The 23,510-nt window shown below is 53.8% G+C and carries 17 protein-coding genes; 16 read left to right on the top strand and 1 reads right to left on the bottom strand.

Annotation, left to right across the window (positions count from 1 at the left end):
• The first annotated feature begins 115 nt into the window (after positions 1-115).
• From EJQ19_RS00780 to EJQ19_RS00740, 9 genes are all read left to right on the top strand, one after another.
• A complete protein-coding gene (locus EJQ19_RS00780) occupies positions 116-1,420 on the top strand; it encodes an extracellular solute-binding protein (RefSeq protein ID WP_126139304.1) in 1,305 nt (434 codons plus the stop codon).
• A gap of 121 nt (positions 1,421-1,541) precedes the next feature.
• Positions 1,542-2,474: a carbohydrate ABC transporter permease gene (locus EJQ19_RS00775; RefSeq protein WP_126139303.1), complete on the top strand. Its 933-nt coding sequence runs from the start codon at positions 1,542-1,544 to the stop codon at positions 2,472-2,474.
• Between the two features lie 18 nt (positions 2,475-2,492).
• A complete protein-coding gene (locus EJQ19_RS00770) occupies positions 2,493-3,323 on the top strand; it encodes a carbohydrate ABC transporter permease (RefSeq protein ID WP_206438343.1) in 831 nt (276 codons plus the stop codon).
• Positions 3,324-3,383: 60 nt separating this feature from the next.
• Positions 3,384-4,841, top strand: coding sequence for a glycoside hydrolase family 32 protein (locus EJQ19_RS00765; RefSeq protein ID WP_126139302.1), 1,458 nt, complete (start codon positions 3,384-3,386; stop codon positions 4,839-4,841).
• A gap of 25 nt (positions 4,842-4,866) precedes the next feature.
• The gene (locus EJQ19_RS00760) at positions 4,867-6,489 is read left to right on the top strand and encodes a response regulator (protein ID WP_126139301.1); all 1,623 of its coding nucleotides are present in this window, start codon (positions 4,867-4,869) and stop codon (positions 6,487-6,489) included.
• A 19-nt stretch (positions 6,490-6,508) separates the two neighbouring features.
• Positions 6,509-7,486, top strand: a complete 978-nt coding sequence (locus tag EJQ19_RS00755) for a PfkB family carbohydrate kinase (protein WP_126139300.1) — start codon at positions 6,509-6,511, stop codon at positions 7,484-7,486.
• Positions 7,487-7,830: 344 nt separating this feature from the next.
• Positions 7,831-8,970 carry a GNAT family N-acetyltransferase gene (locus tag EJQ19_RS00750; RefSeq protein ID WP_126139299.1) on the top strand — a complete coding sequence of 380 codons (1,140 nt, stop codon included), beginning with the start codon at positions 7,831-7,833 and terminating at the stop codon, positions 8,968-8,970.
• 18 nt (positions 8,971-8,988) lie between these two features.
• Positions 8,989-9,141, top strand: coding sequence for a hypothetical protein (locus tag EJQ19_RS00745; protein ID WP_164716244.1), 153 nt, complete (start codon positions 8,989-8,991; stop codon positions 9,139-9,141).
• Positions 9,142-9,188: 47 nt separating this feature from the next.
• Positions 9,189-11,225, top strand: coding sequence for a hypothetical protein (locus tag EJQ19_RS00740; protein ID WP_206438342.1), 2,037 nt, complete (start codon positions 9,189-9,191; stop codon positions 11,223-11,225).
• A 1,346-nt stretch (positions 11,226-12,571) separates the two neighbouring features.
• On the opposite strand, the gene EJQ19_RS00735 is transcribed toward EJQ19_RS00740, so the two are convergent.
• Positions 12,572-13,165, bottom strand: a complete 594-nt coding sequence (locus EJQ19_RS00735; RefSeq protein WP_126139298.1) for a CBO0543 family protein — start codon at positions 13,163-13,165, stop codon at positions 12,572-12,574.
• A gap of 493 nt (positions 13,166-13,658) precedes the next feature.
• Between EJQ19_RS00735 and EJQ19_RS00730 the strand changes: the two genes are divergently transcribed.
• The 7 genes from EJQ19_RS00730 to EJQ19_RS00700 all read left to right on the top strand — a co-directional run bounded on the left by EJQ19_RS00730 (position 13,659) and on the right by EJQ19_RS00700 (position 23,442).
• Positions 13,659-14,693 carry a zinc-dependent alcohol dehydrogenase gene (locus EJQ19_RS00730; protein ID WP_126139297.1) on the top strand — a complete coding sequence of 345 codons (1,035 nt, stop codon included), beginning with the start codon at positions 13,659-13,661 and terminating at the stop codon, positions 14,691-14,693.
• 15 nt (positions 14,694-14,708) lie between these two features.
• Positions 14,709-15,668, top strand: a complete 960-nt coding sequence (locus tag EJQ19_RS00725) for an ABC transporter permease (RefSeq protein WP_126139296.1) — start codon at positions 14,709-14,711, stop codon at positions 15,666-15,668.
• A gap of 13 nt (positions 15,669-15,681) precedes the next feature.
• Positions 15,682-16,569, top strand: coding sequence for a carbohydrate ABC transporter permease (locus EJQ19_RS00720; RefSeq protein ID WP_126139295.1), 888 nt, complete (start codon positions 15,682-15,684; stop codon positions 16,567-16,569).
• Between the two features lie 186 nt (positions 16,570-16,755).
• Entirely contained in the window at positions 16,756-18,366 is a 1,611-nt protein-coding gene (locus EJQ19_RS00715; RefSeq protein ID WP_126139294.1) for a type 2 periplasmic-binding domain-containing protein, read from the top strand.
• A gap of 114 nt (positions 18,367-18,480) precedes the next feature.
• A complete protein-coding gene (locus EJQ19_RS00710; RefSeq protein WP_164716243.1) occupies positions 18,481-19,263 on the top strand; it encodes an SDR family NAD(P)-dependent oxidoreductase in 783 nt (260 codons plus the stop codon).
• A 35-nt stretch (positions 19,264-19,298) separates the two neighbouring features.
• Entirely contained in the window at positions 19,299-21,026 is a 1,728-nt protein-coding gene (locus tag EJQ19_RS00705) for an IlvD/Edd family dehydratase (protein WP_126139292.1), read from the top strand.
• Positions 21,027-21,072: 46 nt separating this feature from the next.
• On the top strand, positions 21,073-23,442 hold the full coding sequence (locus EJQ19_RS00700; RefSeq protein ID WP_126139291.1) for a peptidase C14: 2,370 nt from the start codon (positions 21,073-21,075) through the stop codon (positions 23,440-23,442).
• The last annotated feature ends 68 nt before the right edge of the window (positions 23,443-23,510 follow it).

Below are 23,510 nucleotides of genomic sequence, written 5' to 3'. Positions count from 1 at the left end.
GTGAAACTGTTTTCGCTGCAAAAGTCCACCATTTCACGATTTTTAGAGTAGGATCGACGGCGGGGTCACGATATGATGAAAGCGTAAACAAGAAAACGCTTTAGGAGGGGTAAGCATGAACAAGAAGATAAAGACGGTAACGGGGTTAATTGCCATTTCTTTCCTTGCCGGATGCTCAACAAGCGGTTCCACAGGGAGTGCCGGCTCGAGCGGCGACAGCTCCCAGACAGGTCAGAAGGAAATCGAAATTTCCTATTGGAGACCGCAAGCCAGCGGCCCGGAGGATGACTTTTACGTAAGAAGAGTCGAAGAATTCAATAAGGCGTACCAGGGGAAGATCAAGCTGAAAATGGAGCCGATTACGCGAGGCAACTCCTTCGCTTATGAGGATAAAATCAATGCGGCCGTCGCTTCCCATACGCTGCCGGATGTTGTGTCCATGGATGGCCCGAATGTGGCCAATTATGCGGCATCCAATATCATCGTTCCGTTGGACAACTATTTTGCCAAAGAAGATTTGAACGATTTCGTGCCGTCCATTGTTCAGCAGGGCACCTATCAAGGCAAGTTTTATGCAGCGGGGTTGGCCGAATCCTCTGTCGTTCTGTTCTACAATAAAAAAATCATGAAACAGTTCGGCATTGAACCGCCGACTAAAATCGAGGACGCCTGGACATGGGATCAATGGTACGATGTCATGAAAAAGACAGCCTCCAAAGATGTGTTCGGCACCAATATGATCAATGACAAAGGCGAGTGGATGACCTACGCCTTCGAACAGCTATGGATTTCTGCCGGGACAGACATTGTCAATAAGGAAGGCAATACCACGAATGGCTGGGTCAACAGCGATAAAGGCTTGGATGCGGCGAAATTTCTGCAGAAATTGGCGAACGAGAAGCTGTTCAATATTGACCCGAAACCGACGGAGTTTGAAGAGGGCAAAGCCGCAACGAAGCTCGGAGGGCCTTGGAATATTCCAGGATTCAAGAACTACCCGGATCTGGAGTGGGGTATTACGTACTTCCCTAAGAAAGCGGGCGGCAGCCTGAGTTCACCATCCGGCAGTTGGGCGATCGGCGTAACGGCGGACAGCAAGCATCCGAAGGAAGCGGCTGAAGTTGTGAAGTGGATGACGAACAAGGACAGTTCCTCCCAGCTTGCCAAAGCGACAAGCATGCCGGCCAGTCGGAAATCGGCGTACGACAATTTGCCTGAATATAACGATCTGCCGCTGAGAGTGATCAAAGATCAAGTGACAACGGTTTCTCATGCTAGACCCGTGACACCTGCCTATCCGGTACTAACGCAGAAGTTTGCGGAAGCGTTGACAGACATCCTGATGGGAGCAGACGTGAAGAAATCGCTCGATCAAGTGGCGTCCGCTTATGATGAGGAGTACAAGCGGAACTTTAAATAGCGCGTCTAGAAAGCAAGCGGCGGCACGGCGGCATCGAGTTATCCGATGTTCAGGAAACGGTGCCGCGTGACGCTTGCCGCACATGATCAGATTTTATTTGGAAAGGAGTGAGGGTGATCCCATGCAAAATGTTAGTTCACATGCTCAAGTTCAGGGCAGCAAGAAGATCAGGCTGTCGTCGATCGGGCTTCAGAAGCGGAGAGAAGCGATAACGGGGTATTCCTTCATTCTGCCTGCGGTCCTGCTGCTCATCTTGTTTCTGCTGCTGCCTTTCGTACTGGCCGTAGTGTTCGGTTTTACGAAGTTTAACCTGTTGCGGCCGGATCAAATCAAATTTATCGGCTTGGACAATTACTTGATTTTGTTCAAAGATAAGCTTTTTTATAAATCTCTGTACAATACGCTTTATTTCACCATTCTTGTCGTGCCGATCCAATCGGCGGTAGCGCTTATGCTTGCACTGCTGGTCAACAATCAATTGAAGCTTAGAAATGTGTTTCGGATCGCGTACTTCAGCCCGGTAATTACCTCGATGACGGTTATCGCGATTCTCTGGATTTCGCTATACAATCCGAATGAAGGGTTGATTAACTCGGCCTTGCAGGTTTTCGGCATTCCGAAGCAGCCGTTCCTGCGCAGCGCGGATCAGGCGATGAACTCCATTATTTTCATGTCCGTCTGGCAAGCAGCGGGCTATCAGATGATGATTTTTTTGGCCGGGTTGCAGAGTATTCCCAAGGATTTGTATGAAGCGTCTGCGATGGACGGGGCGAATAAAGTGCAGCAGCTTCGTTTTATTACAATTCCAAGCTTATACAATGTCATTGTTTTCGTTTTAACGATTACGACGATTCAAGCTGTGAAGTTGTTTACGCAACCGTATGTCATGACGAACGGCGGACCGGAGAATTCGACGCGGACACTTGCGCTGCTGATTTACCAGCAAGGTTTTCAATTCAGAAATGCCGGATATGCTTCGGCCGTATCCGTTATTTTTTTCCTGATCGTCGTTGCCATTTCATTTTCCATGAAAAAGTTTTTCAAAGACAGATGATAGGAAGGAGAGGGACACGTGGCTGACCGCAAAACAAAAATATTCATCTATGCCTCCAACATTGTCATGACGGTGCTCTTTATTATCCCACTTTTATGGATGGTCGTTTCTTCGCTCAAACCGGAAAATCAGATTTTTGCGGATTTAGGCTCGCTCAAGTCTTTACTCCCTACGAATATTACGTTTGATAATTATATAAAAGCTTTCGACCGCATTCCGATGATGAAATATTTGTTCAACAGCTTGTTCTACGTTTCGATTATTGGCATTAGCGGACTCGGCGTCAATTCGATCTGCGGCTATGCCCTGGCGAAGCTTGATTTTAAAGGCAAAAGCGTCATTCTGACCGCCATCATTGCCCTCATGATCGTCCCTTTTGAAAGTATCGTGATGCCGCTGTATTTTGTCGTCAACAGTTTGAGCTGGGTGAACACGTGGTATGCGCTGATCGTTCCTTTCATTGCGAACTGCTTCAGTATTTTCATGTTCCGCCAGTTCTTCATGGACATTCCGAACGAGCTGCTCGAATCTGCGGCGATCGACGGATCGTCTCCGATCTCAACGTTTCTGAAAATTGTGGTGCCGTTGTCGGGGCCTGTCTTTACGACGGTATTTATTCTGGATTTCATTTCGCACTGGGGCGATTTCATGTGGCCGATTCTCGTAACGACCGGTGAATCGCTGCGGAATATTCAGCTCGGGATTCAAACCTTTTTTACCCTGCCGCCGATCTTCTACGGCCAAATTATGGCGACGCTCACGTTCACGACCTTGCCTATTGTGGTGATCTTCCTGCTCCTTCAAAAATACTATGTTCAAGGCATTACAAGCACGGGGATCAAAGGGTAAGTCTGCAGCCCCAAGGTTGACATGATGCGGGAATACATGTTCAAGAAATGAGGAATCCTGATGAGTAACGATTGTTATAGACCGAAGTATCATTTTACGCCAGAACAGCAGTGGATGAACGATCCGAACGGTCTCGTGTATTTCCAAGGCGAGTACCATCTGTTTTACCAGTATTACCCAAATGGAACGACATGGGGGCCTATGCATTGGGGGCATGCCATTTCCAAGGATTTGACGTCGTGGGAGCACATGCCGATCGCTTTGGAGCCTGACGAGCACGGCTATATTTTCTCCGGCAGCGCCGTCGTGGATTGGCATGATACTTCTGGCTTCTTTGGCGGCGAAGCGGGATTGGTTGCGATTTTTACCCATCATAAGAATGCAGGGGAGAACGGTGCAGTCAGGGAACGCCAAAGCTTGGCGTACAGTTCCGATGCCGGAAGAACCTGGATCAAATACAGCGGGAATCCCGTGCTGGCTGATGATCGCTTCCCGGACTTTCGTGACCCGAAAGTATTCTGGCATGCGGCGTCAGAGCGGTGGATTATGGTATTGGCTTCGGGGCAGACGGTGAGCATCTACCACTCTCCGAACCTGAAAGAGTGGACCTTCGCGAGTCAGTTCGGGGAGGGGGAGGGCGCGCATATTGGCGTATGGGAATGTCCGGATTTGTTCGAGCTTCCCGTTGACGGTGATCCTTCCCATACCAAATGGGTGATGCTGGTGAGCATCGGGAATGCGCCGGAGTATCCGGAGGGCTCTCGCACGCAATATTTTATCGGACAATTCGACGGTTCAGTGTTTCAGAACGAGAGCGCACCGGAGTCGGTGAAGTGGCTCGATGGCGGGCGGGATAATTACGCCGGGGTGAGTTGGTCGGATATTCCGGCTGCAGACGGACGCCGTATCTATATCGGGTGGATGAGCAACTGGAAATATGCCCAGGTGACGCCGACGGAAAGCTGGCGCAGCGCCATGACGCTGCCACGGACACTAGCCTTGCGGAGTCGGGAAGGCCGCACGCTGCTTGCGCAGCTTCCTGTCCGGGAACTGGATCAATGGAAGAAGGACACACGGCAATGGCAGGATTTGCTCGTTGAACCGGGAGCCAATCCATTATCGGAGCTTGCGCTAACCAGCTTTATGCTTGAGGCGGAGTTCGAGCTTCAGACGGCGGCGGAGTTTGGGTTCAAGGTCCGAGCATCCGATGCTTATGAAACGGTGGTCGGTTATATCGCGGAGACGCAGGAGCTTTTCGTGGATCGCTCGCGTTCGGGTAATACTGACTTTCACGCCGACTTTTCCGGGAGTCATGCGGTGAAAGCGGAAGCGCTGAATGGCTCTTTGACGCTTCGCATCTGGGTGGACAGCTGCTCCGTTGAAGTGTTCGCCGGCGAGGGCGAGGCAGTCATAACCGATCTGCTGTTCCCGGCAGAAGAACAATCAGGCTTGGCGGTTTATGCGAAGCATGGTACCGTTAAGTTGACATCTCTGCGCATTTCCTCATTATTCGCATAGGCTTTTTCAGGCAAGGGAGGCTGACATGTCTAACATTCTGGTCGTGGATGATGAAGTCATACAACGAAGAGTGCTCGCCAAGATGATCAGGGACGCAAGACCCGGCTGCAGCGTTCTGGAAGCCAAGAACGGACAAGAAGCTCTGGATGTCATCCGCGATGGCCGCATCGATATTGTTTTCACCGATATTAAGATGCCCGTTTTGGACGGACTAGCTTTCATTGAGAAGATGAATGCCTCGCCTCACAAGATTAGAGTGATTATCCTTAGCGGCTATCGATATTTTGAATATGCGCAAAAGGCCATTCAGTTAGGGGCTTTCGATTATTTGGTCAAGCCGGTCAAAGAAGAGAGCATTTGCGCTGTACTGGATAAGGTTGATCACAGTATTCAGCAAGAAACCATGCACGTGCTAGCCCATGAGCAAATCAGGCAGCAGTTGGATCGGACGCAAACCGCTTACTATGAGAATCTGCTCACCGATTGGGTGACTGAGGGTGTCTCCCCATTGCAATATGCGGAGCTGCGGGATCAGTTCGCTTTGGAGGAAACCGGAATCGTAGTGATTGCCAGAATCGGTTCTAACCGTTTTCACATGAAACCTATGGAAAAGGAGAGCCGTGTAAAAAACGCATTGCTTAGCAGTTTGGAGATGAAGGCGGGGCTAATCGGGCCTTCTGTCTCCTTTTTCTCGCGCGAGGATAAAAGATTGCTGATTGCCGTGGCGACTTCTCCCCGCTCATATGAGGTGGATCACCAAACTCTTGCACGGGAGATGGAAGCGTGTGTCCTGACAGCGTCGGAGCAGTTTGGCATCGAGCTGACAATTGGCATCGGGGAATGGCGCGAAGATATAGGGCATGAAGCAAGATACTCCTTCAAAGAGGCGCTGACTGCGGCTCCTTTTCGGTATTTTTTGCCGGATTGCGCTGTTATTCCGTATTCCGAAGTCCGGGCCCGCATCCAGCCCTTGCACTATGATTATGCAAGAGAAGAGGCGCAGTTCAAAGAGGCGATTCGTCAAAATAGAAATGAGCTCATCCTGAGACAAACGGACGAATGGTTGGATAGGATTGTGGCGGACGGGTTTCCTTATCCCGAACAATGGCAGCAGGCAGTACTTCGGATGATTTCAGCCGTGGCGGGTGTCGTCAAAGACTTCGTCACCGATGAGGTCTACAAGCAAATGCTGTCGGACACGGAAACCCATCTTGCCGAAAGTCCGAGTTTTCCGGTGTGCAGGGGGCGGTTTCAGGAAGTTTTGTTGCAGTGGTCGGAACTGTTGATCATGAGCCGATCCAAGAAGCGTGAATCGGTTGTTGAAGCTTGCATTCAATATATCGACACACACTATATGGAAGATTTATCTTTGGATACAGTGGCGGCGCATTTATTTTTCAGCCCCAGTTCTGTGAGCATTATGCTGAAAAACCATTTGGGCGTCACGTTCAGCAAATATTTATCCCAAGTCCGAATCCAAAAAGGAATTGAATTGCTGCAAAACAGCGAAATGAAAGTGTACGAGATCGCTTCCAAGGTCGGCTTTAAGGACGACAAGTATTTTTACCGTGTATTTAAAAGCAGGTTCGGGATGACACCGGACGAGTACCGGAGGAATCAATATTTGATGCATCTGTCAAATGATTGACGAGATCATAGGAGGGAACATGAGAACCGTATATACGATTGGAGAAGCCTTAATCGACTTTATCCCTGCGGAGACTGGGGTGGCGCTGAAAGAAGTGAGCGCGTTCAGCAAGGCGGCTGGCGGTGCGCCGGCCAATGCCGCATGTACCGTTGCGAAGCTGGGAGGGCGGAGTGCCTTTATCGGCAAGCTGGGGGTCGATTCCTTCGGCGATTTCCTGGTTGAGACGCTGGAAAAGGCGGGGGTAGACACCCGTTACGTATCCCGCACGTCAGAGGCAAATACGGCGCTGGCGTTCGTTAGTCTGCAAGCCGACGGGAGCCGCGATTTTGCATTTTACCGCAAGCCGAGTGCCGATATGCTCCTGAATGAGGCAGATATTGAAGCGTGCCGGTTTGGGGCAGGCGATGTGCTGCACTACGGTTCCGTGGATCTGATCGACGCGCCGGTTAAATACGCGCATATTCGCGCCATCGACGCAGTCAAGCATGCAGGGGGCTTTATCAGCTTTGATCCGAACGTGAGGCTTCCGCTCTGGGAAAGCGCCGAGGCTTGCCGGCAAACGATTCTCGCTTTCATTCCGCGCAGTCACTCTATCAAAATTAGCGACGAAGAGTTGGTCTTCATCACCGGAATCGCCGATGAGGCCGAGGCGATCGCCTCCTTATTCGTCGGCGATGTGGCGAGTGTGCTGTTGACGCGCGGCCCGTGCGGCGCTACCTGGTTTACAGCTGGCGGCGCAAGCAGCGTGTCCGTGCCGGGATATGAGGTGAAAGCAGTGGACACGACGGGAGCCGGCGATTCCTTTATCGGAGCGCTACTGTTCCAGTTCAGCCGGGAAGCGGGAGACCTGCTGCGGTTGCCGGAGGAGCAGATGGTACGGATGCTCGCGTTTGCGAATGCCGCTGCCGCGTTAACGACGACTCGCCACGGCGCGATCCCGGCGCTGCCGGTGCATGACGAGGTTATACGGTTTATGGAAGCGCGGGGTAGGGGTTGAATTCATCAATACCTTGTCAAAGTTGATTATCAGAAGAAAAGCCTGTGCGATCTAGACAAGTTTATTTAATAATTTTAATCCAGTCTCTGCTTTCGCAGAGGCTGTGTTTGCGTTTGGCAGCGTCGCTGGCACGATCATAAAAAGATTGAGTTCTTGCTGGCCGAGGGGCAGTTGGAAGACAGTTTGGTAAAAAAGGATTGACAAGCGGAATATTTTGCGGAATGATATTGGTGAAAAAGTGAACCTGATGTAAACCAGATAAAAATAATTTCGAAAAAGTAAACCACAATTAAATTAGCGCGATAGTTGTAAAACAATTGCTGCGCTGCGAGGAGGTTGGGTTAGTGGAAATTCGTCCAGTCAGCGAAAATGAAATGGAGCAGGCGGTGCGGCTCTCCGACACGACGTTTCGGACAGCTGGGCAGCCTTCGATGTTGGAAGCGTTTCTGTCGGCGTTTGATGCGCGTCTGGGACAGTCGATTGGGGCGTTCGACGGCGAACGTCTCGTTGCGTTTATGGGGCTGGTTCCGTCCGTTGTTGCAATCGGCCAGGCTAGGGTGAGCGTGCTGTCGCTAGGCTCCGTGTGTACGCATCCTGAATATCGCGGGCGCAAAATCGCCTCTGCCATGCTGCAAGAGGTCGTCGCTGCAGGGAAGCGCGCAGGAGCAAGCCTGCTGCTCGTTTCGGGCGACGGGCCGCTGTATATGCGGCACGGCTGCCGGTACTTTGGCAGGGTGACGAAGTTCCGACTTAAGGCCCAGGAACTGCGGAGCTTGCCAATCAGTCACCCAGCGGTTGTGGTGCGCACGTCGTCCCTGGACGATCTGTTTCGGTTGCATGGACTCGCGGCGCAGCGCGAGGTTCGGTATGAGCAAAGCGTGCTCGAGCTCGCCACGCTCATCAAGTGCGAAGCGATCGCCTCGTGCTACAGGATGCGGCATACCGTGTACGCGGCGTTCGAGGGCGATCGGATGCGGGGGTTCGCCGTGATCGCGGCGCCGCCGCACGGCGGAAGCTTGCATGAACAGCCTCCTTTTGTCGTGGAGCGAAGCGGGGAGGCTGAAGTTGATGTTGCGCTGCTGCGCCATGCAGCGGAGGATCTCGGACTCGTCGAGCTGGAGGTGCAGGCGGGCTGGTACGAAACTGAGTTACAGGACGCGCTGGCCGGGTACCCGCAGCAAGCCGGGCGAAATCACGGCACGGCGCTGATATTGGATGCGGGGCGTTTGTACAGCGAGCTGCATCCGTATTTGGCTTCGAAAGCGCCCGAGGCGGCGGAGCGTATCTCGTTTGTTGCTGTGGCTGACGGCGGCGCAAGTGTGCTTTTGGACGGTGAAGAACAGTTGACGTTAACCGGGGATGAGCTGATGCAGCTGTGGTGGGATCCGCAATCTGAGGTACAGGCGCCGACCTCAGTTGAGGGGGAGCTGCGGACGCTGTTTCCGGTACCTTTTCCACATGCAGGGGGGCTGAATTTCGTATGATGATGGAGAGTGCAGGAAGTGCAGGGAGTGCTGGAAGTGCAGGAAGTGACGGAAGTGCAAGAAGTGCAGGAAGTGCAGGAAGTGCAAGAAGTGCTGGAAGTGCCGGAAGTGCTGGAAGTGCAAGTAGTGCTGGACATGAGGCTGAATTACTCAGGCACGTTGCTAATGTAGCGGAACTTCTGGAGCTGCAGCCGGGCGGCGACGGGCAGCTCGTCTATGTGGACGGGTATGCGCGGCGTGGCGATGGCGGCGGCAAGCTTGTCCGCTGGCAGGCGGAAAGCATGAGAGTCGATAACGGTGGGACAGTTCACGCAGTTCGTCATGATGGCGTCGGGCGCTGGGAGACCGTGCATCAGGGTGTGGGGGATTTTCGTTGGTTCGGGGTGTTAGGGCCGGAACGCGATGCCGACGATGCTTTGGAGGCGCTGGTGAACGATCCCGCCATCCACCGGGTGGAGGCGCGAACCGACTTGAATTTTGCTCGGAGGCATCGGTTTCATCGCAGCGGGATTGTGCTTGATTTTGGCGGCCATACGGTGACGACGGAAGGGATTGAACTGAATACGAAGGACAATCCGTTCGGGGCTGTGCTGTTTTTTCAGGGGCAGGCGACGGGGGAGACCCAGACGGTTGTTCTGACGGAGGAGCTGCCGGAGCACACGGATGTGTTGGAGGTGGCGGATGCGGGAGCTTTTGCCGTGGAGGAGTGGTGGATTGCCCGGATCGGAAACCGTCCCGAGGGCGGAGCGCAGCGCGAGCTGGACTATTTGCTGCAGGTGACGGAGATCGTGGATGCGCGGCATGTGCGGGTGAATTACAAGCTGGGATGGCCGCTGGCGGCGGGGCGTGAAATCGCCTACAAAAGAATGCGCCCCGTGTTCCGCAGCCATGTGCGCAATATGCGTTTTGTCGGCGTGTCTGTGCCGGGTAATGGCTCGACGACCGTACGGCCGACGGAGGACTGGGACGGCATCGGCTCGCATCCGATTGCTTATGAGTTTGCGGTGTCCTGTGATGTCAGTGACGTGGAAGCGACGAAGGTGTTTTGGCCGGTCGTGGAGCGGCGCTACTGTACGCATTACGTAACGGAGCGGTGTCGATTGACGAATCCGGAGGAGGTCATCTGGGGCGGAACGGGCTATCTTACGCAGCAACTCAACGTGTTGTATGCTCATGTGCGGGATTGCCATACGAGCAATGCTCGGCATTTAAATGATTTTACGTGTGCGGCGTATGCGATGGTTGAGAACTGTCATGGCGACGGGGACGAGCACGGGACGTTCGTGACCCATGGTCAATTTGAGCACGACCTGACGTTTGTCGGGAACTCGGGCCTGCTGTCGTTTGCGAACAGCGGAACGACCTGGGGGAACAGCGCGAAGCGGATTACCGTGAAAAAGCATGTGGCGTCCCGCGTCGTCGCCCACAAGTGCATCACCGACCTGACGCTGGAGGATGTGCATGCGATCTGGCAGGAGGGGCTCGTGGACGCTGGCACGATCTGGGCGAACACGGACGGCTTGCACATGCGCGGCTGCACGGCCGAGACGATGCTGACGCTCTCGCAAAGCTCGGCGCGCTCGAAGCGGGCGAACGTGCTGGACGGCTGCGCGTTCGTCATACAGCCCGGCGCTGAGCTGGCGCGCCTGCCAGGCAGCGCGCTGCCTGGGTTTGGGCCCGTGACGAGCGACGTCACGGTGCAAAACTGCAAGATCACGGGCCTCGACGGCAACGTGATCGGCAGCATTCGCAGCCTCGTGTTCGTCAACACGTGGCTGTATGGGGCTTCGCCTGCGGCGCGGCCGCTGCAGGCGGGCTGCGCGGAAGTCCGCCTGCTCGGCGGCGGACTGGATAACAGCGGAATCGCGCTCTGCGATTTCCGCGAGGGGGGTGCACCAGCGGCGGAGCAGACGCTGGTGGTGGACGGCGGCGCCGTTCTCCGCGGCACGAACGCGGAGAAGGCGCTGCTGCAAGGCGGCGGTGCGGGCCGCCTTGTGGCGTGGCGCATCGGCGCCTGCACGAGCGAAGCGGCAGGCGCCGATACGGCGCACTTTCGCCTGCGGGCGGGACGCAACCGCATGCGCGTGGTCGGCGCCGGCTTCGCAGGCGGCCGGTTCGACGTGGAGCCGGGCGCGCTGGAGCACGGCTCGTATCTGTTTATGACGTCGTGCGTGGAAGAAGGCGTCGACCGCTCTGCACTGCCGGCTGAATGCGAGACGGTGCGGCACACGGCAGGGAATTTGCTGCTGGAGTAGGCTCCAACGGGGCCGCTCCAGGTGGAGTGGTCAAACTTCTGAGTAAACGGTAGCGGCTCCAGATGTGGTGGCTAAACTCTTGAGTAAACGGTAGCGGCTCCAGACGGAGTGGCTAAACTTCTAAGTAACTGGTAGCCGCTTCAGGCGGGGAGGCAAAACTTCTGAATAATCGGTAGCCGTTCCGGGGGAGTAAACCAAACTCCTGAGTAAAGGGGATAATGGCCGAAGCGGGGCAGACCAGCAGATACGTCACTTGTGGCCAGGCCCGGGCTATCTCGCTACAAAGATGCAAAAAAGCAGGAATTTTCCCAAATCGCGCTCGATTTTGGGAAATGCCTGCGATTCAGCAGGTATTTTTGGCAGAATGGCCTCATTTGGGGCAAACGTGCCCAAAAAGCTGCTTAATCGCAGGTTTTTTCTTTAAAGTCCTTCGGTTTGGGGGAATGCCTGCAAATTCGCAGGAATTTCCCGTGGGAGCAGAACCAGGAGCAGGAGCAGAAGCAGAGAAGCAGGAGAATAGTTAGCTGGATGGGGGAAGGGGACTCGGCAACAGTAGCAGTCTACTACTTACTACTTACAGCAGCATCATCGCACCCCAAAAAGTCGCAGTCTAGAAAAGTAACATAATGAATATTGAAGAACATCGATCAGACATCGAGGTTTCATCATAATTGAAATAGTTGCCTTTTTTCTGCTTGTAGTTTACATGAGTCACAAAGACCAATGACCTTTCCTTGCTCATCAGAATAAAAAGAAAGTCGATTGAATTTTTTACGACAATAAGTACAGGCCTGATACTTTGACTTACTACGATTCGAACTAAGTTTAACTACCTTGCACTTCTTAATTTTTTCACTATTTTTCTTTGTTCGTAGATTTAAGATGAACGTCATTACAAGCACCAGAATCCCAATATAGACAATCCATGACATAATCATTCCCTCGCATCATATTATTTTCTTCGTATTGTGATGCAAAAGAAACATACAGTCAAGGCAGATGCTGGAGAAAGAGAAGGCGACTGAATAGCCAAGGACATGGGAGGCATAACGATGGTTATGACTGAGGGTTATTATCGAAATCTTAATCGCCTTCGGGTTCTCGATAAAAGAACCGGCGATAAGTATTTGTTGGGCTTCATTGGAAAGTGTGGCAGCTGCGCATGACAGAGATAAAAGAGTTGCTGCAGAAGATGCTGAGGTTCTGAAAGAAAATGCGCGCTCGGTGGATAGTTGTAAACGTGAAGGCTCCGAAATAGGGAGATGTTGGTGCGGTAAATTTGGAACACCGACTGAGGATCATAACTAAGACCCCCATTTTAGAAGTGGGGGCTAATAGGTACAAACCTAATGTATTTTTTCTTTCCGGCTTAACCAGTTAATGTTTAAATCAAGGTCATTCTTATTACTTGCTCTATTTTGTGATATGACATCCGTAAGGTACTTAACAACTATAGGTATTAAAAGCATTACTAAAAATGACCCGGTATATGTCCAATTCGTTAATTTATAAATACCCAAGTGGACGAAAATCGGTTCACCAATGTAGGAGTTTATAACTGAATAAATTACGGTCGCCAATAAAAAATAACTCCATCGTGTGAACCACTGGTACAGTAATGCGATTATGCTTGGAATGGCCAAAAAATTTACGGCATTGAGTCTAGCGCTGAACGGTAAGAATTCGTAGGGGTAAAACCACCTACCCATATAAGTACCTGCTTCATCAAACGTTCCAACAATTGCCAAAGCAATTAAAAAAGCAACTGCGATGGTTGAGGTTCTTCTCCGATCTGCAAGTAAGATTAATAACCCAAATAAAACAAAGTTAAAAAGTAAAATGATCCACCAATTTGAAGTGAATAATTCATGGTTGTACCAATGACTTGTATTCAAACTATTTAATTGAGATTGCATAGATTCCATTTCGTTTTGAGTCATCCTTCTAACCTCCGCGAAAATGCTGTTTTGTTAGATATATGAGCATTTTGCACTTTAAATGGATAATTTATACAAATATTTATTAGGTAGGTGACAGAGGCGCAATAACGCCTCACCAATCCCATCCCACTCCCATTCATCCGAGCAATTCAACCGGAAACCTTACCTGTTACAAATTACTCCAGAAACTAACCAGATTCTATGCAATGTCACTATATCAGGTTGCCTCAGGGTTAGAAATATCCCAAATGGCAACCTATTCTGCGTCATATATATGTCATATAATATAACAATTATTTCAATTCATTTAATTACTCTCTATTTAAAGTCATATAACATAACATTGAAAACGATTCCAAAAATAAAAAATCGTTGACAGCCTACCCCGGCCTCTTTATAATGAAAAACATCAGAAACAAATCACAAAACAAAAAACATGCACAATTGTGGTTTAAATTACAAATCAGATGTAAATCAGAAAAGAGGTAGGGTTATGAAGGCAGTCAAAGGCATCAACGGCTCAGCGCAATTATTGGAGCTTCCCGACCCGAGCATGATTTCGCAATTCGTGAAGGTAAGAACCCAGTTCTCTGTCGTGAGCGTCGGGACAGAGTTAATGATGATATCCAATAGCGGAGATGCGAATCTGGGGTACAGCGCCAGCGGTATCGTGGAAGAGGTTGGCGAGGGTGTTACGCGTGTGGTGCCTGGACAACGCGTAGCTTGCTACGGCGTTCCCGCGCACCGGGAGGTGCTGCTCGTACCGAAGCACTTGGTCGTGCCGGTGCCTGACGATGTCTCCCAACCTGAGGCCGCTTTTGTCGGCATCGGCGCGATTGCGATCCACGCGCTGCGCCAGGCAAATCTGAGTTTTGGCGAGACGGTGATTATCGCGGGGCTAGGCATACTGGGGCAGGTCATCGCCCGCATCGCCCATGCGGCCTCTTACAAAGTCATCGGCCTCGAGCTGATGGAAGAGCGTTGCCGCATCCTCGAACAGATCGGCGCCAAAGCGTGCCGCACGCCCGAAGAATTGAGACGGGCGATTGAAGCCGATCCGGACTGCAAAGGGGCTGATGCCGTTCTCCTATGTGCGAGCAACCGAAAGTTTAGTATGATGGATGATGCCATAGGTTGGCTGCGGGACCGCGGACGCGTCGTTATTGTCGGCGATACCGGCACGGACTTCGATCGGGATTTGCTTTTTATGAAGGAAGCGAGTGTACATATTTCAAGGGCGGGCGGCCCCGGCCGGTACGAGGATACGTATGAACAGCAAGGCGTCGACTATCCGATCGGCTATGTCAGATGGACGGAAGGCCGCAACATGAGCGAGTTCATCCGATTGGTGGCAGAGAAGCGCCTCGACATCAGTTCCTTGATTACGAATGAATGCATGATCGATGATTTGCCTTCGATGTATAAGCAGTGTTTTGACACACCGCAAGCCTCGATGGGAATCGTCGTTCGCTATCAACAACCTGAACCCGCTCAGCTTACACAGCACGCATCCTTTGGCACACGATAAAGGGGGGAAAGGATCATGGGAGCCAGCGCTAAACCGCTGACCGGCGATACGTTCGCCAAGAAACCTTTAGCAACACGCGTATGGAAAACGCTGCTTCGCTACAAATGGCTGTACCTGCTTATGCTGCCGGGCATTGTTTACTACATTGTGTATCAATACGTGCCCATGCTCGGGCTGATCATTGCTTTTAAGAAATACAACCTCATGAAAGGCATGTGGGGCAGCGATTGGGTCGGATTCGATAATTTCCGGGTGATCTTTTCTTCGCCGGAATTTCCCAGTCTGGTGCGCAACACGCTCCTAATCTCTTTGTACCGCATCCTTTTTAATATGCTGCCGGATGTGATGCTGGCGTTGATTTTAAATGAAATTCGCTCGCCCTGGTTCAAAAGAGTTGTCCAAACGATTACGTATGGTCCTCATTTTTTATCCTGGATTATCGTCTACGGACTTGTCTTCTCATTCTTTGCGCCTGGCGCCGGACTGGTGACAACGCTGTTCCGTGATATGGGTTGGGGTAATCTCGATATTTTGCAGAATTCGGAGTATTTCCGAACGCTGCTGGTATCCTCGGATATTTGGAAAAGCACAGGCTTCGGCGCCATCATCTACTTGGCTGCGCTGGCCTCCATCAACAATGAGCTGTATGAGGCGGCGGTTGTGGACGGGGCGGGGCGCTGGCGGCAAATGTGGCACATTACCCTCCCGGGTATCCGTGAAGTGTTTATTTTGCTGCTGATTCTGCGGATCGGTCATATTATGGACGCCGGCTTCGAACAGGTATACATCTTTCTGAATGCCCGCGTTTACGATGTCGGCGACATTCTCGATACGTGGATTTTCCGGCGAGGCATTGAGCAGATGGAATTCAGCGTGCCGGCGGCGATGGGTGTTTTTAAATCCGTCATCGGTCTCGTGCTTGTGGTTGGGGCCAATAAGCTGGCCAAAAAAGTCGGCGGATCCGGCATCTGGTAAAGGAGGCATCGACATGGCATTCGTACTCAAAAAAACAAAATCCGACCGCATCGTAGATGCCGTTCTGTATACCGTGCTCGGGCTGTTCTGCCTGGCGACCTTATTTCCGATTTACTTCGTGTTCATCATGTCGGTCACGCCGTATACGGAAGTACTTAAGAACGGCGGCTTCGTTATCGTTCCGCATTCCGTGACGTTCGAAGCGTTTAAAACGATTTTCTCCAGCAACACGGTGCCCAAGGCGCTTCAAGTGACGGTCTTTCTCGCCGTCGTCGGGACAGCCTGCAACTTGGCGGTAACGACGATGCTCGCGTATCCGCTATCTAAAAAGTTCCTCCCCGGACGCAATGTCGTCCTGATGGGCATTGTGTTTACGATGCTGTTCTCCGGTGGGATTATCCCGACCTACTTAACGGTCAAAGCAACCGGGTTGATGAACTCTATTTGGGCGCTGATCATTCCAGGACTTGTGTCTTCCTTTAATATCCTCATTATGAAGACATTCTTTGAAGGATTGCCGCATGAGGTGGAAGAGGCCGCTAAAGTTGACGGCTGCGGGGACATCGCCACCCTGCTTCGCATCGTGCTTCCGCTTTCGCTTCCGATTATGGCGACGCTCGGCTTATTCTACGGCGTGAATCACTGGAACGCGTACTTTGGCGGGGTTATGTACTTGAATGACCGCTCGCTGTATCCGCTGCAGGTGGTGCTTCGCAATATGATCGTCTCACCGGCCGTCTCGCAAGAGCTTGCGGTTCCGCAATCCGCACTGAACACGCTCCCGCCGGAAACGATCAAAATGGCGACTGTCGTTGTTGCAATCGTTCCGGTGCTGGTGGTGTACCCGTTCTTGCAAAAATATTTTGTCAAAGGCATGCTGCTCGGCGCCGTGAAGGGATGACCTTTAGCGGCCCCGGTTCGGCAGGGGAAAGCTGATCCGCTTATTTTATCCAGGGAGGTGACGGGCTGGAAGGTTTCGCATAAAGGCAGACCGACGCTGTAATCCGATTCAGACAGAGGCAAGTGTACGCGATGTAATGTTTCATGATCATACTTATTCAGCACAACGAACAGGGAGGTCTTTTATATGAAAACGTTATCAAAAGTAGCTATCTCACTGGTGGCGTCCTCGCTCATGCTCAGCGCATGTTCGGATTCGAAGAAGGAGTCGAAGTCGTCGACAGCTCCGGCTAATTCTGCGGCGACATCCGCCAGCTCGGACGCGAAGAAGGAAAAGCTTGATCTGAAATGGATGGTTATCGCCGATGCCAGCGCCCAGCTTCCTGCGGCGGACAAGGATTTTGTAAAAAGTGTCATTGAAGAGAAGTTCAATGTCAAACTGAATTGGACGTACTTGCCGAACGGGCAGGATTACACGACCAAGCTCAATACCATGATCGCGTCCGGCGATATTCCCGATGTCTTTTATGCGGACGGAATTTCTTCCAATAACTATATTCGCGACGGTGTGGCCCGTGATCTGACCGGGATCGTGACGCCGGCGAAAATGCCGAACTATTTCAAATATTGGGTGACCGAGGCCAATCTCAAAACGTATCAAGTGCAGGGCGCATTCAAGCGCGCACCGGTGCCTTACGAAACGAACTACTACCGTACGTTCTATATTCGGAAGGATTGGCTGGATAAGCTGAATCTGAAAATGCCGACGAATTACGATGAGCTTGTCAATGTGATGAAGGCCTTCACGTTCAACGATCCGGACGGCAACGGCAAGAACGATACGTACGGTTTCACGGCAGCGGGCGGCGGCACGAGCGTGTCGATGGATTTTCCTGAATTCCTGAAGAATGGTTTTGTCGGCGATACGTATGTGGACAGCAATGATCAATTTATCGATGTGCGTACCGACATTCGCATGCAAGGTGTGCTGGACGATATTAAAAAGCTGCTCGATCTGAAGGTCGTCGATCCGGACTGGTTCCTGAATAAATACGGCCAGCATTTTGATAAGGCGGCGCAGGGCAAAGCGGGTATCGTCATCGGCCAAGGGCGCGACCTCGCGTTCGACAACAATCCGGCAGGCCTGCAAATGAAGTCCAAGCAAGCGGGCCAAACGACGGCCGATTGGGAGCCGTTCCATCCGTGGGAGAAAACGGGCACATGGGTCGAAACGATCCCGGGCAACCCGTTCATGATCTCCTCCAAATCTTCTGACGCTAAAGTTCAGCGTTCCATCGAAATTCTAGACTGGCTCGCCGGCGAAGAAGGGTTCCTGTTGACGCGCTACGGCAAAGAAGGCGTGGACTATAAGCGCAACGGCAAGAACATTGAAGTGAATCAAGAGGCTTATAAGAAAGATGTGGTCGACAACAACAACTTTCTGGAAGTGTACGGCTGGTTTACACCGCGCAAACCGGAAGTGTATGGCCTGAACGTGATCGACCCTAACATTACAGAGCGTGACAAGAAGATCATTGAGAAAATCAATTCTTATAAAATCCTCCCTTCCGTCGGCACGGCGCTGACGGTGAAAGAAGGCATGGATTTGGCGGCGATGCGCAAGCGGATGAACGAGCTTCACGTACAAATCTTGTTCAAAGACAAGGATGCATCGGGCTGGCCGCAATACCGTCAAGAAATTATGACGAAATTCGGCGGCAAAGCGATTTTTGACAACTACGCCGAGCTGGCAACCGCAGCGAAAGGCAAAACGATCAAGTTCAAATCCGACAACTAGGCGATCGTTCCAAAGCCTAGGGCAGGAAAACCAAGTCAGGCTGGCAGGCTCCTCTCGCCCGCCGGTCTGACGGTTTCGCTATCCCTTTTTTCGGTCACTAAGGAGGTTGTTGACGTGCGATTGCGAGGAAAAAGAGCGTGCATCACCGGCAGCGCCCGCGGGATTGGCCTAGGCATCGCCGAAACGTTCCTGCAGGAGGGCGCCTATGTCGCCCTGCTCGATTATCGGGCGGATGAACTGGTACAGACAGCGGAACGGCTGCGGGAGGCTGCCCGCGAGCGGGGGAGCGACGTGGAGGTCGCGACTGTTGTCTGCGATCTCAGCGTGCCGGCGCAGGTGGAGCAGGCGGCGGAAGCGGTATGGCGCACTTGGGGCGGCATCGACCTGCTCGTGAACAACGCCGGTATCGCCCAGCGTGAGGCATTCGTCGACATCCCGCTGGCGCGCTGGGAGAAAATCATTGACGTCAACCTGAATGCGACATTTCAGCTTAGCCAATGGATGGCGAGAGGCATGATCGCCGAGGGCATTCCTGGCGCCATCGTCAATATGGCGTCGAAGAATGGCCTTGCCGGCAGCGCCGTCCTTGCGCATTACAACGCCTCGAAGGGCGGCGTTGTGCTGCTGACGCAGTCGATGGCGGTCGATCTTGCCCCGCACGGCATCCGCGTCAATGCGGTGGCGCCGGGATTCATCGACACGCCGCTCGATCGCGAGCTGAAAGAGCAGGCGACGGGGACGCTGCAGTTGACGGCGCGCACGCCGATGGGCAGGCTGGGGAGCATTCAGGAGGTCGCGAATGCGTTCTTGTTTTTGGCATCCGACGAAGCTTCTTATATTACTGGCACGACATTGGTCGTCGACGGCGGCCATCTGGCGAATGCGTGCGATTTGTAGAGGAACAGGACACATCCAGAGGAGGACTTGCAGCCATGTCAGAGCAAGATGATCGCTCGGAGCGGGGAGGACAGCGCCGGGGGGAAGCTTTTTTTAACGATACCGGGCTGTGGGGGTTTATTCACCGCTCGTTTACGAAGTCGATGGGCTACACGGACGACGATTTGAAAAAGCCGGTGATCGGCATCTGCAACACGTTCAGCGAGCTGAATAAATGCCATTCGCACTTTCGGGAACTGACGGAGTACGTCAAGCGGGGGGTGTGGCAGGCCGGCGGGCTGCCGATGGAATTTCCAACTATTTCCATTGGTGAGCCTTATGTGAAGCCGACGACGATGCTGCTGCGCAACCTGATGGCGATGGACACCGAGGAAATGATCAAAGCGCATCAGATCGACGGCGTCGTCCTCATCGGCGGCTGCGACAAAACGGTGCCGGCCCAGCTCATGGCGGCCGTCTCCGCCAACATTCCGGCGATTGTGCTGACCGGCGGGCCGATGCTGAACGGCAAGCTGAACGGCCGGACGCTGGGGGCTTGCACGGACTGCTACCAGTTCACCCTGGAGCATAAAGCGGGCAACATCACCGATGAGCAGCTGACGGTCGCGGAAAATGCGATCTGCCGCAGCGACGGCCACTGCATGGTGATGGGCACGGCCTCCACGATGGCGGCGATCGCCGAGGCGCTCGGCATGGCTTTGCCTGGCTGCGCCGCCATCCCGGCGCCGGATTCCAGACGCCGGCATATGGCGGAGCTGACCGGCAAGCAGATCGTCCAACTCGTCCACCGGGACATTCGGCCGAGGGACATCATTACGCCCGAATCGATCGACAACGCGATTCGGGTGACGATGGCGTGCGCAGGCTCCACCAATGCGATCATCCATCTTGTGGCGATTGCCGGGCGGCTCGGCTACCGGCTGCCGCTGGAGCGCTTCGACGAGATCAGCGCGACCACGCCGTTTATTGTGAATGTGCGTCCATCGGGTAAGTACCAGATGGAGGAGTTTTTTGAAGCGGGGGGCGTGCCCTCGCTGATGAAGGAAATCGAGCCGCTGCTGCATGGCGGCTGCCTGACGGTCACGGGCGGCACCGTGACCGACAACTTGCAGGGCGTGCTCGTGCCGGACCGCGAGCTCATCTACCCGCTTGCGGCGCCGATCGCGCCGCAAGGCGGCATCGCTGTGCTTCGGGGGAACTTGTCCCCGAACGGCGCACTGATCAAGCAGACGGCGGTGTCGCCGCATCTGCGCAAGCATACCGGGCGCGCCGTCGTGTTCACCTCACCGGCCGATCTGAACGCGCGCATCGACGATCCGGACCTGGACGTGGACGAGAACAGCGTGCTCGTCCTCCAGAACGCAGGTCCGAAGGGCGCGCCGGCGATGCCGGAAATCGGCCAGATTCCGATTCCGAAGAAGCTGTTGCTGCGCGGGGTGCGCGACATGGTGCGCATCTCTGACGCCCGCATCAGCGGCACGTCGTACGGCACGCTGATCGTGCACGTCGCGCCGGAAGCGGCGATCGGCGGCCCGCTCGGCCTCGTGCGCGACGGCGACCTCATCGAGCTCGACATCGACGGCCGCAAGCTGGAGCTGCACGTCGACGAAGCGACGCTCCGGGAGCGGAGCGCGCAGTGGCAGGCGCCGCCTCCGGCGTACGATCGCGGCTATGGCCTGCTGTTCCTGGAGCGGGTGCTTCAGGCGGACGAAGGCTGCGACTTTGATTTTCTGCTGCCACCCGAGCTGCGAACCACCAAGTGAAGACAGACTGCACTTATCCCTAAGACGATAAAGGAGCTGTGACACGATGTTCTTCCCGAGTGAAGAGAAAGATAGCCAAGCTAATACGAAAATGAGCCGCCGTAAAATGCTCGCCGCCCTCGGCGCGACCGGCGCGATGCTGGCGGGCAACGCGATTGCGCCGCACGTGGCTTCGGCGGACAGCGATGCCGGCAAGGGCAGTGGTGACAACGAAGATCCGGTGCAAAGTGTGAGCAGCGTTGCCGAACTGAAAGCGATCCCACTCGGCCAGCTGTACGACGGTCTGTATGTCTTTGTCGCCGGCCACAACGCTGCCGGGGATGGCGGAGCCAAGCTGGTTCGCTACGTGGCCGGCAGTGTAAAAGCCGAGAACGGCGGCACCGTGCACAAGCCGATAAAGAACGGCCGGCCGCGCGACAAGGCCGACGACAAGGGCCGTAAGCCCGATCGGGGCGACGGCGCGTTCGAGGTCGTTCACAGCGGCGTCGGCGACTTGCGGTGGTTCGGCGTTTTTGGGCCGAACGTCAATGCGGATGACGCGCTCGACGCGCTTGTAGGCGATCCTGCTTTTTATCGCGTGGAGGGGCATTCCAACCTGAACTTTGTGCGACGTCACGTGTATCACCGCAGTGATATTGAGGTTGATTTTCATAACTTCACGGTGACGACCGAGGGGATTGAGTTGAACACGCTGGATAACCCGTTCGGTGCGGTGATGTTTTTCCAAGGCGTGAAAAATCCTGGCGTGACGCAAACCGTGACGCTGAGCGAGGATATTCCCGAGTATTCGGATATTTACGAAGTGGCCAATTCGTCGATGTTCGAGGTGGACAGCTGGTGGCACGCGCAGATCAAAAACAATGCCGCCGGCAGCGCGCAGCGGGAGCTGGATTATCTCGTGAAGGTCACGGAAGTGTTCGATGCGACACATATAAGGCTGAATTATAAATCCGGCTGGCTGCTCGCCAAAGGGCGCTCCATCACGTATACCCGCGTGAATCCCGCTTTTCGCTGCAACGTGCGTAATATGAATTTTGTGGGCATCCCGGTGCCGCCGAACGGCACGAGCACACGGCCTTTTCCGACGTGGGATCAAATCGGCTCGAACCCGGTCGCGTATGAATTTGCCGTGGAATGCGATGCTTCCGGCATCAAGGCGACCAAGGTATTCTGGCCGGTCGTCATGCGGCGCTATAACACGCACTATGTGACGGAGCGCTGCCAGCTTATGAATCCGGAAGAGCGCGACTGGGGTGGCACCGGCTATATGACGCAGCAGATCAATGTGCTGTACGGGCATATCCGCGACTGCAATACGAGCAATGCGCGGCATTTGAACGATTTTACATGTGCAGCTTATTGTATGGTGGAGAACTGCCACGGGGATGGCGACGAGTATGGTCCGTTTGTGACGCATGGGCAGTTTGAGCATGATTTGACCTATATCAATAACTCTGGTTTGCTTTCGTTTGCGAACAGTGGGACGACGTGGGGGGACAGCGCCAAACGGATCACCGTGAAAAAGCATATCGCTTCGCGCATTGTCGCCAACAAGCGGCTGACTGATCTGACGCTGGAAGATTGCCATGCGGTGGTGACGTACACGAAGCCTGGCGTGAAAATGGCGAACTCCGGCTCCATCTGGGTCAATATGGACGGCCTTCAGATGCGAGGCTGTACGGCGCAGGAGATGATTACGATTTCCAAAGGCTCCTCCCGGGGCAAAAGGAAAAACATCATCGACAGCTGCTCGTTCGGCATGCTGGCAGGTTACGAGCTGGCTCGACCCATTCGGTCAGGGACGACGCAGGTCGGCTATACGCCGAGCAACGGCGAGCTTACCATCGTGAATAGCGAGTTTACGGGCGTGGAGGATGTGAACCTGGGGAGTATCAACAAGCTGACGCTGGTGAATACGTGGTTCAAAGGCGTTCCCGGCGTCGGCGGCACGGTCAAGGTCGGCACGCGCGAAGTCGTGATGCTGGGCGGCGGCCTCGTCGACTGCTGCTTGTTGTTCACGGGCGCTTGGGATAAAGTCGGCGATGTCAACAATGCGCAAGGCAAGCCAGATCAATGGGTAACGATCGATGGCGGGGCTGTCTTCAGCGGGGCGAATCCGCAGGGAGCTTATTTGAAAAGCGTCGATCCCGGGAATGTGATCACCTGGAAATTCGGCAACTGCACGAGCACGGCCCCGGATGCGAATATGATGCATTTTGGGCTGCAGGGCGGGGTGCATAAGCTGAAGGCGGTCGGTTCTCATTTTGCAGGCGGGAAGTACGGTGTGGAAGTTGCGTTTGGTGGAGCTGCGTATTTCTACATGGCGTCCTGCGTAGAAGAAGGCGTGAACCGCTCGATGCTGCCGGCGGAATCCGTTACGGTGAAGCATGTGGAAGGCAATCTGCTGCTGCCTTGATCCGGTCGCGGAAATTTCATGTTGACACGGCCTCCTGGGTACATTGACATGGGCTGGTGGATGGTTGC

The organism is Paenibacillus whitsoniae (assembly GCF_003955665.1).
Lineage (GTDB): Bacteria > Bacillota > Bacilli > Paenibacillales > NBRC-103111 > Paenibacillus_E > Paenibacillus_E whitsoniae.
This window is presented reverse-complemented; position numbering and strand designations above follow the sequence as displayed.

Bases quoted from the DNA above. Each gene is read 5' to 3' on its own strand.
- EJQ19_RS00780 (WP_126139304.1), top strand. From the start codon at position 116: ATGAACAAGAAGATAAAGACGGTAACGGGGTTAATTGCCATTTCTTTC.
- EJQ19_RS00775 (WP_126139303.1), top strand. From the start codon at position 1,542: ATGCAAAATGTTAGTTCACATGCTCAAGTTCAGGGCAGCAAGAAGATC.
- EJQ19_RS00765 (WP_126139302.1), top strand. From the start codon at position 3,384: ATGAGTAACGATTGTTATAGACCGAAGTATCATTTTACGCCAGAACAG.
- EJQ19_RS00760 (WP_126139301.1), top strand. From the start codon at position 4,867: ATGTCTAACATTCTGGTCGTGGATGATGAAGTCATACAACGAAGAGTG.
- EJQ19_RS00755 (WP_126139300.1), top strand. From the start codon at position 6,509: ATGAGAACCGTATATACGATTGGAGAAGCCTTAATCGACTTTATCCCT.
- EJQ19_RS00735 (WP_126139298.1), bottom strand. From the start codon at position 13,165: ATGACTCAAAACGAAATGGAATCTATGCAATCTCAATTAAATAGTTTG.
- EJQ19_RS00730 (WP_126139297.1), top strand. From the start codon at position 13,659: ATGAAGGCAGTCAAAGGCATCAACGGCTCAGCGCAATTATTGGAGCTT.
- EJQ19_RS00725 (WP_126139296.1), top strand. From the start codon at position 14,709: ATGGGAGCCAGCGCTAAACCGCTGACCGGCGATACGTTCGCCAAGAAA.
- EJQ19_RS00720 (WP_126139295.1), top strand. From the start codon at position 15,682: ATGGCATTCGTACTCAAAAAAACAAAATCCGACCGCATCGTAGATGCC.
- EJQ19_RS00715 (WP_126139294.1), top strand. From the start codon at position 16,756: ATGAAAACGTTATCAAAAGTAGCTATCTCACTGGTGGCGTCCTCGCTC.
- EJQ19_RS00705 (WP_126139292.1), top strand. From the start codon at position 19,299: ATGTCAGAGCAAGATGATCGCTCGGAGCGGGGAGGACAGCGCCGGGGG.
- EJQ19_RS00700 (WP_126139291.1), top strand. From the start codon at position 21,073: ATGTTCTTCCCGAGTGAAGAGAAAGATAGCCAAGCTAATACGAAAATG.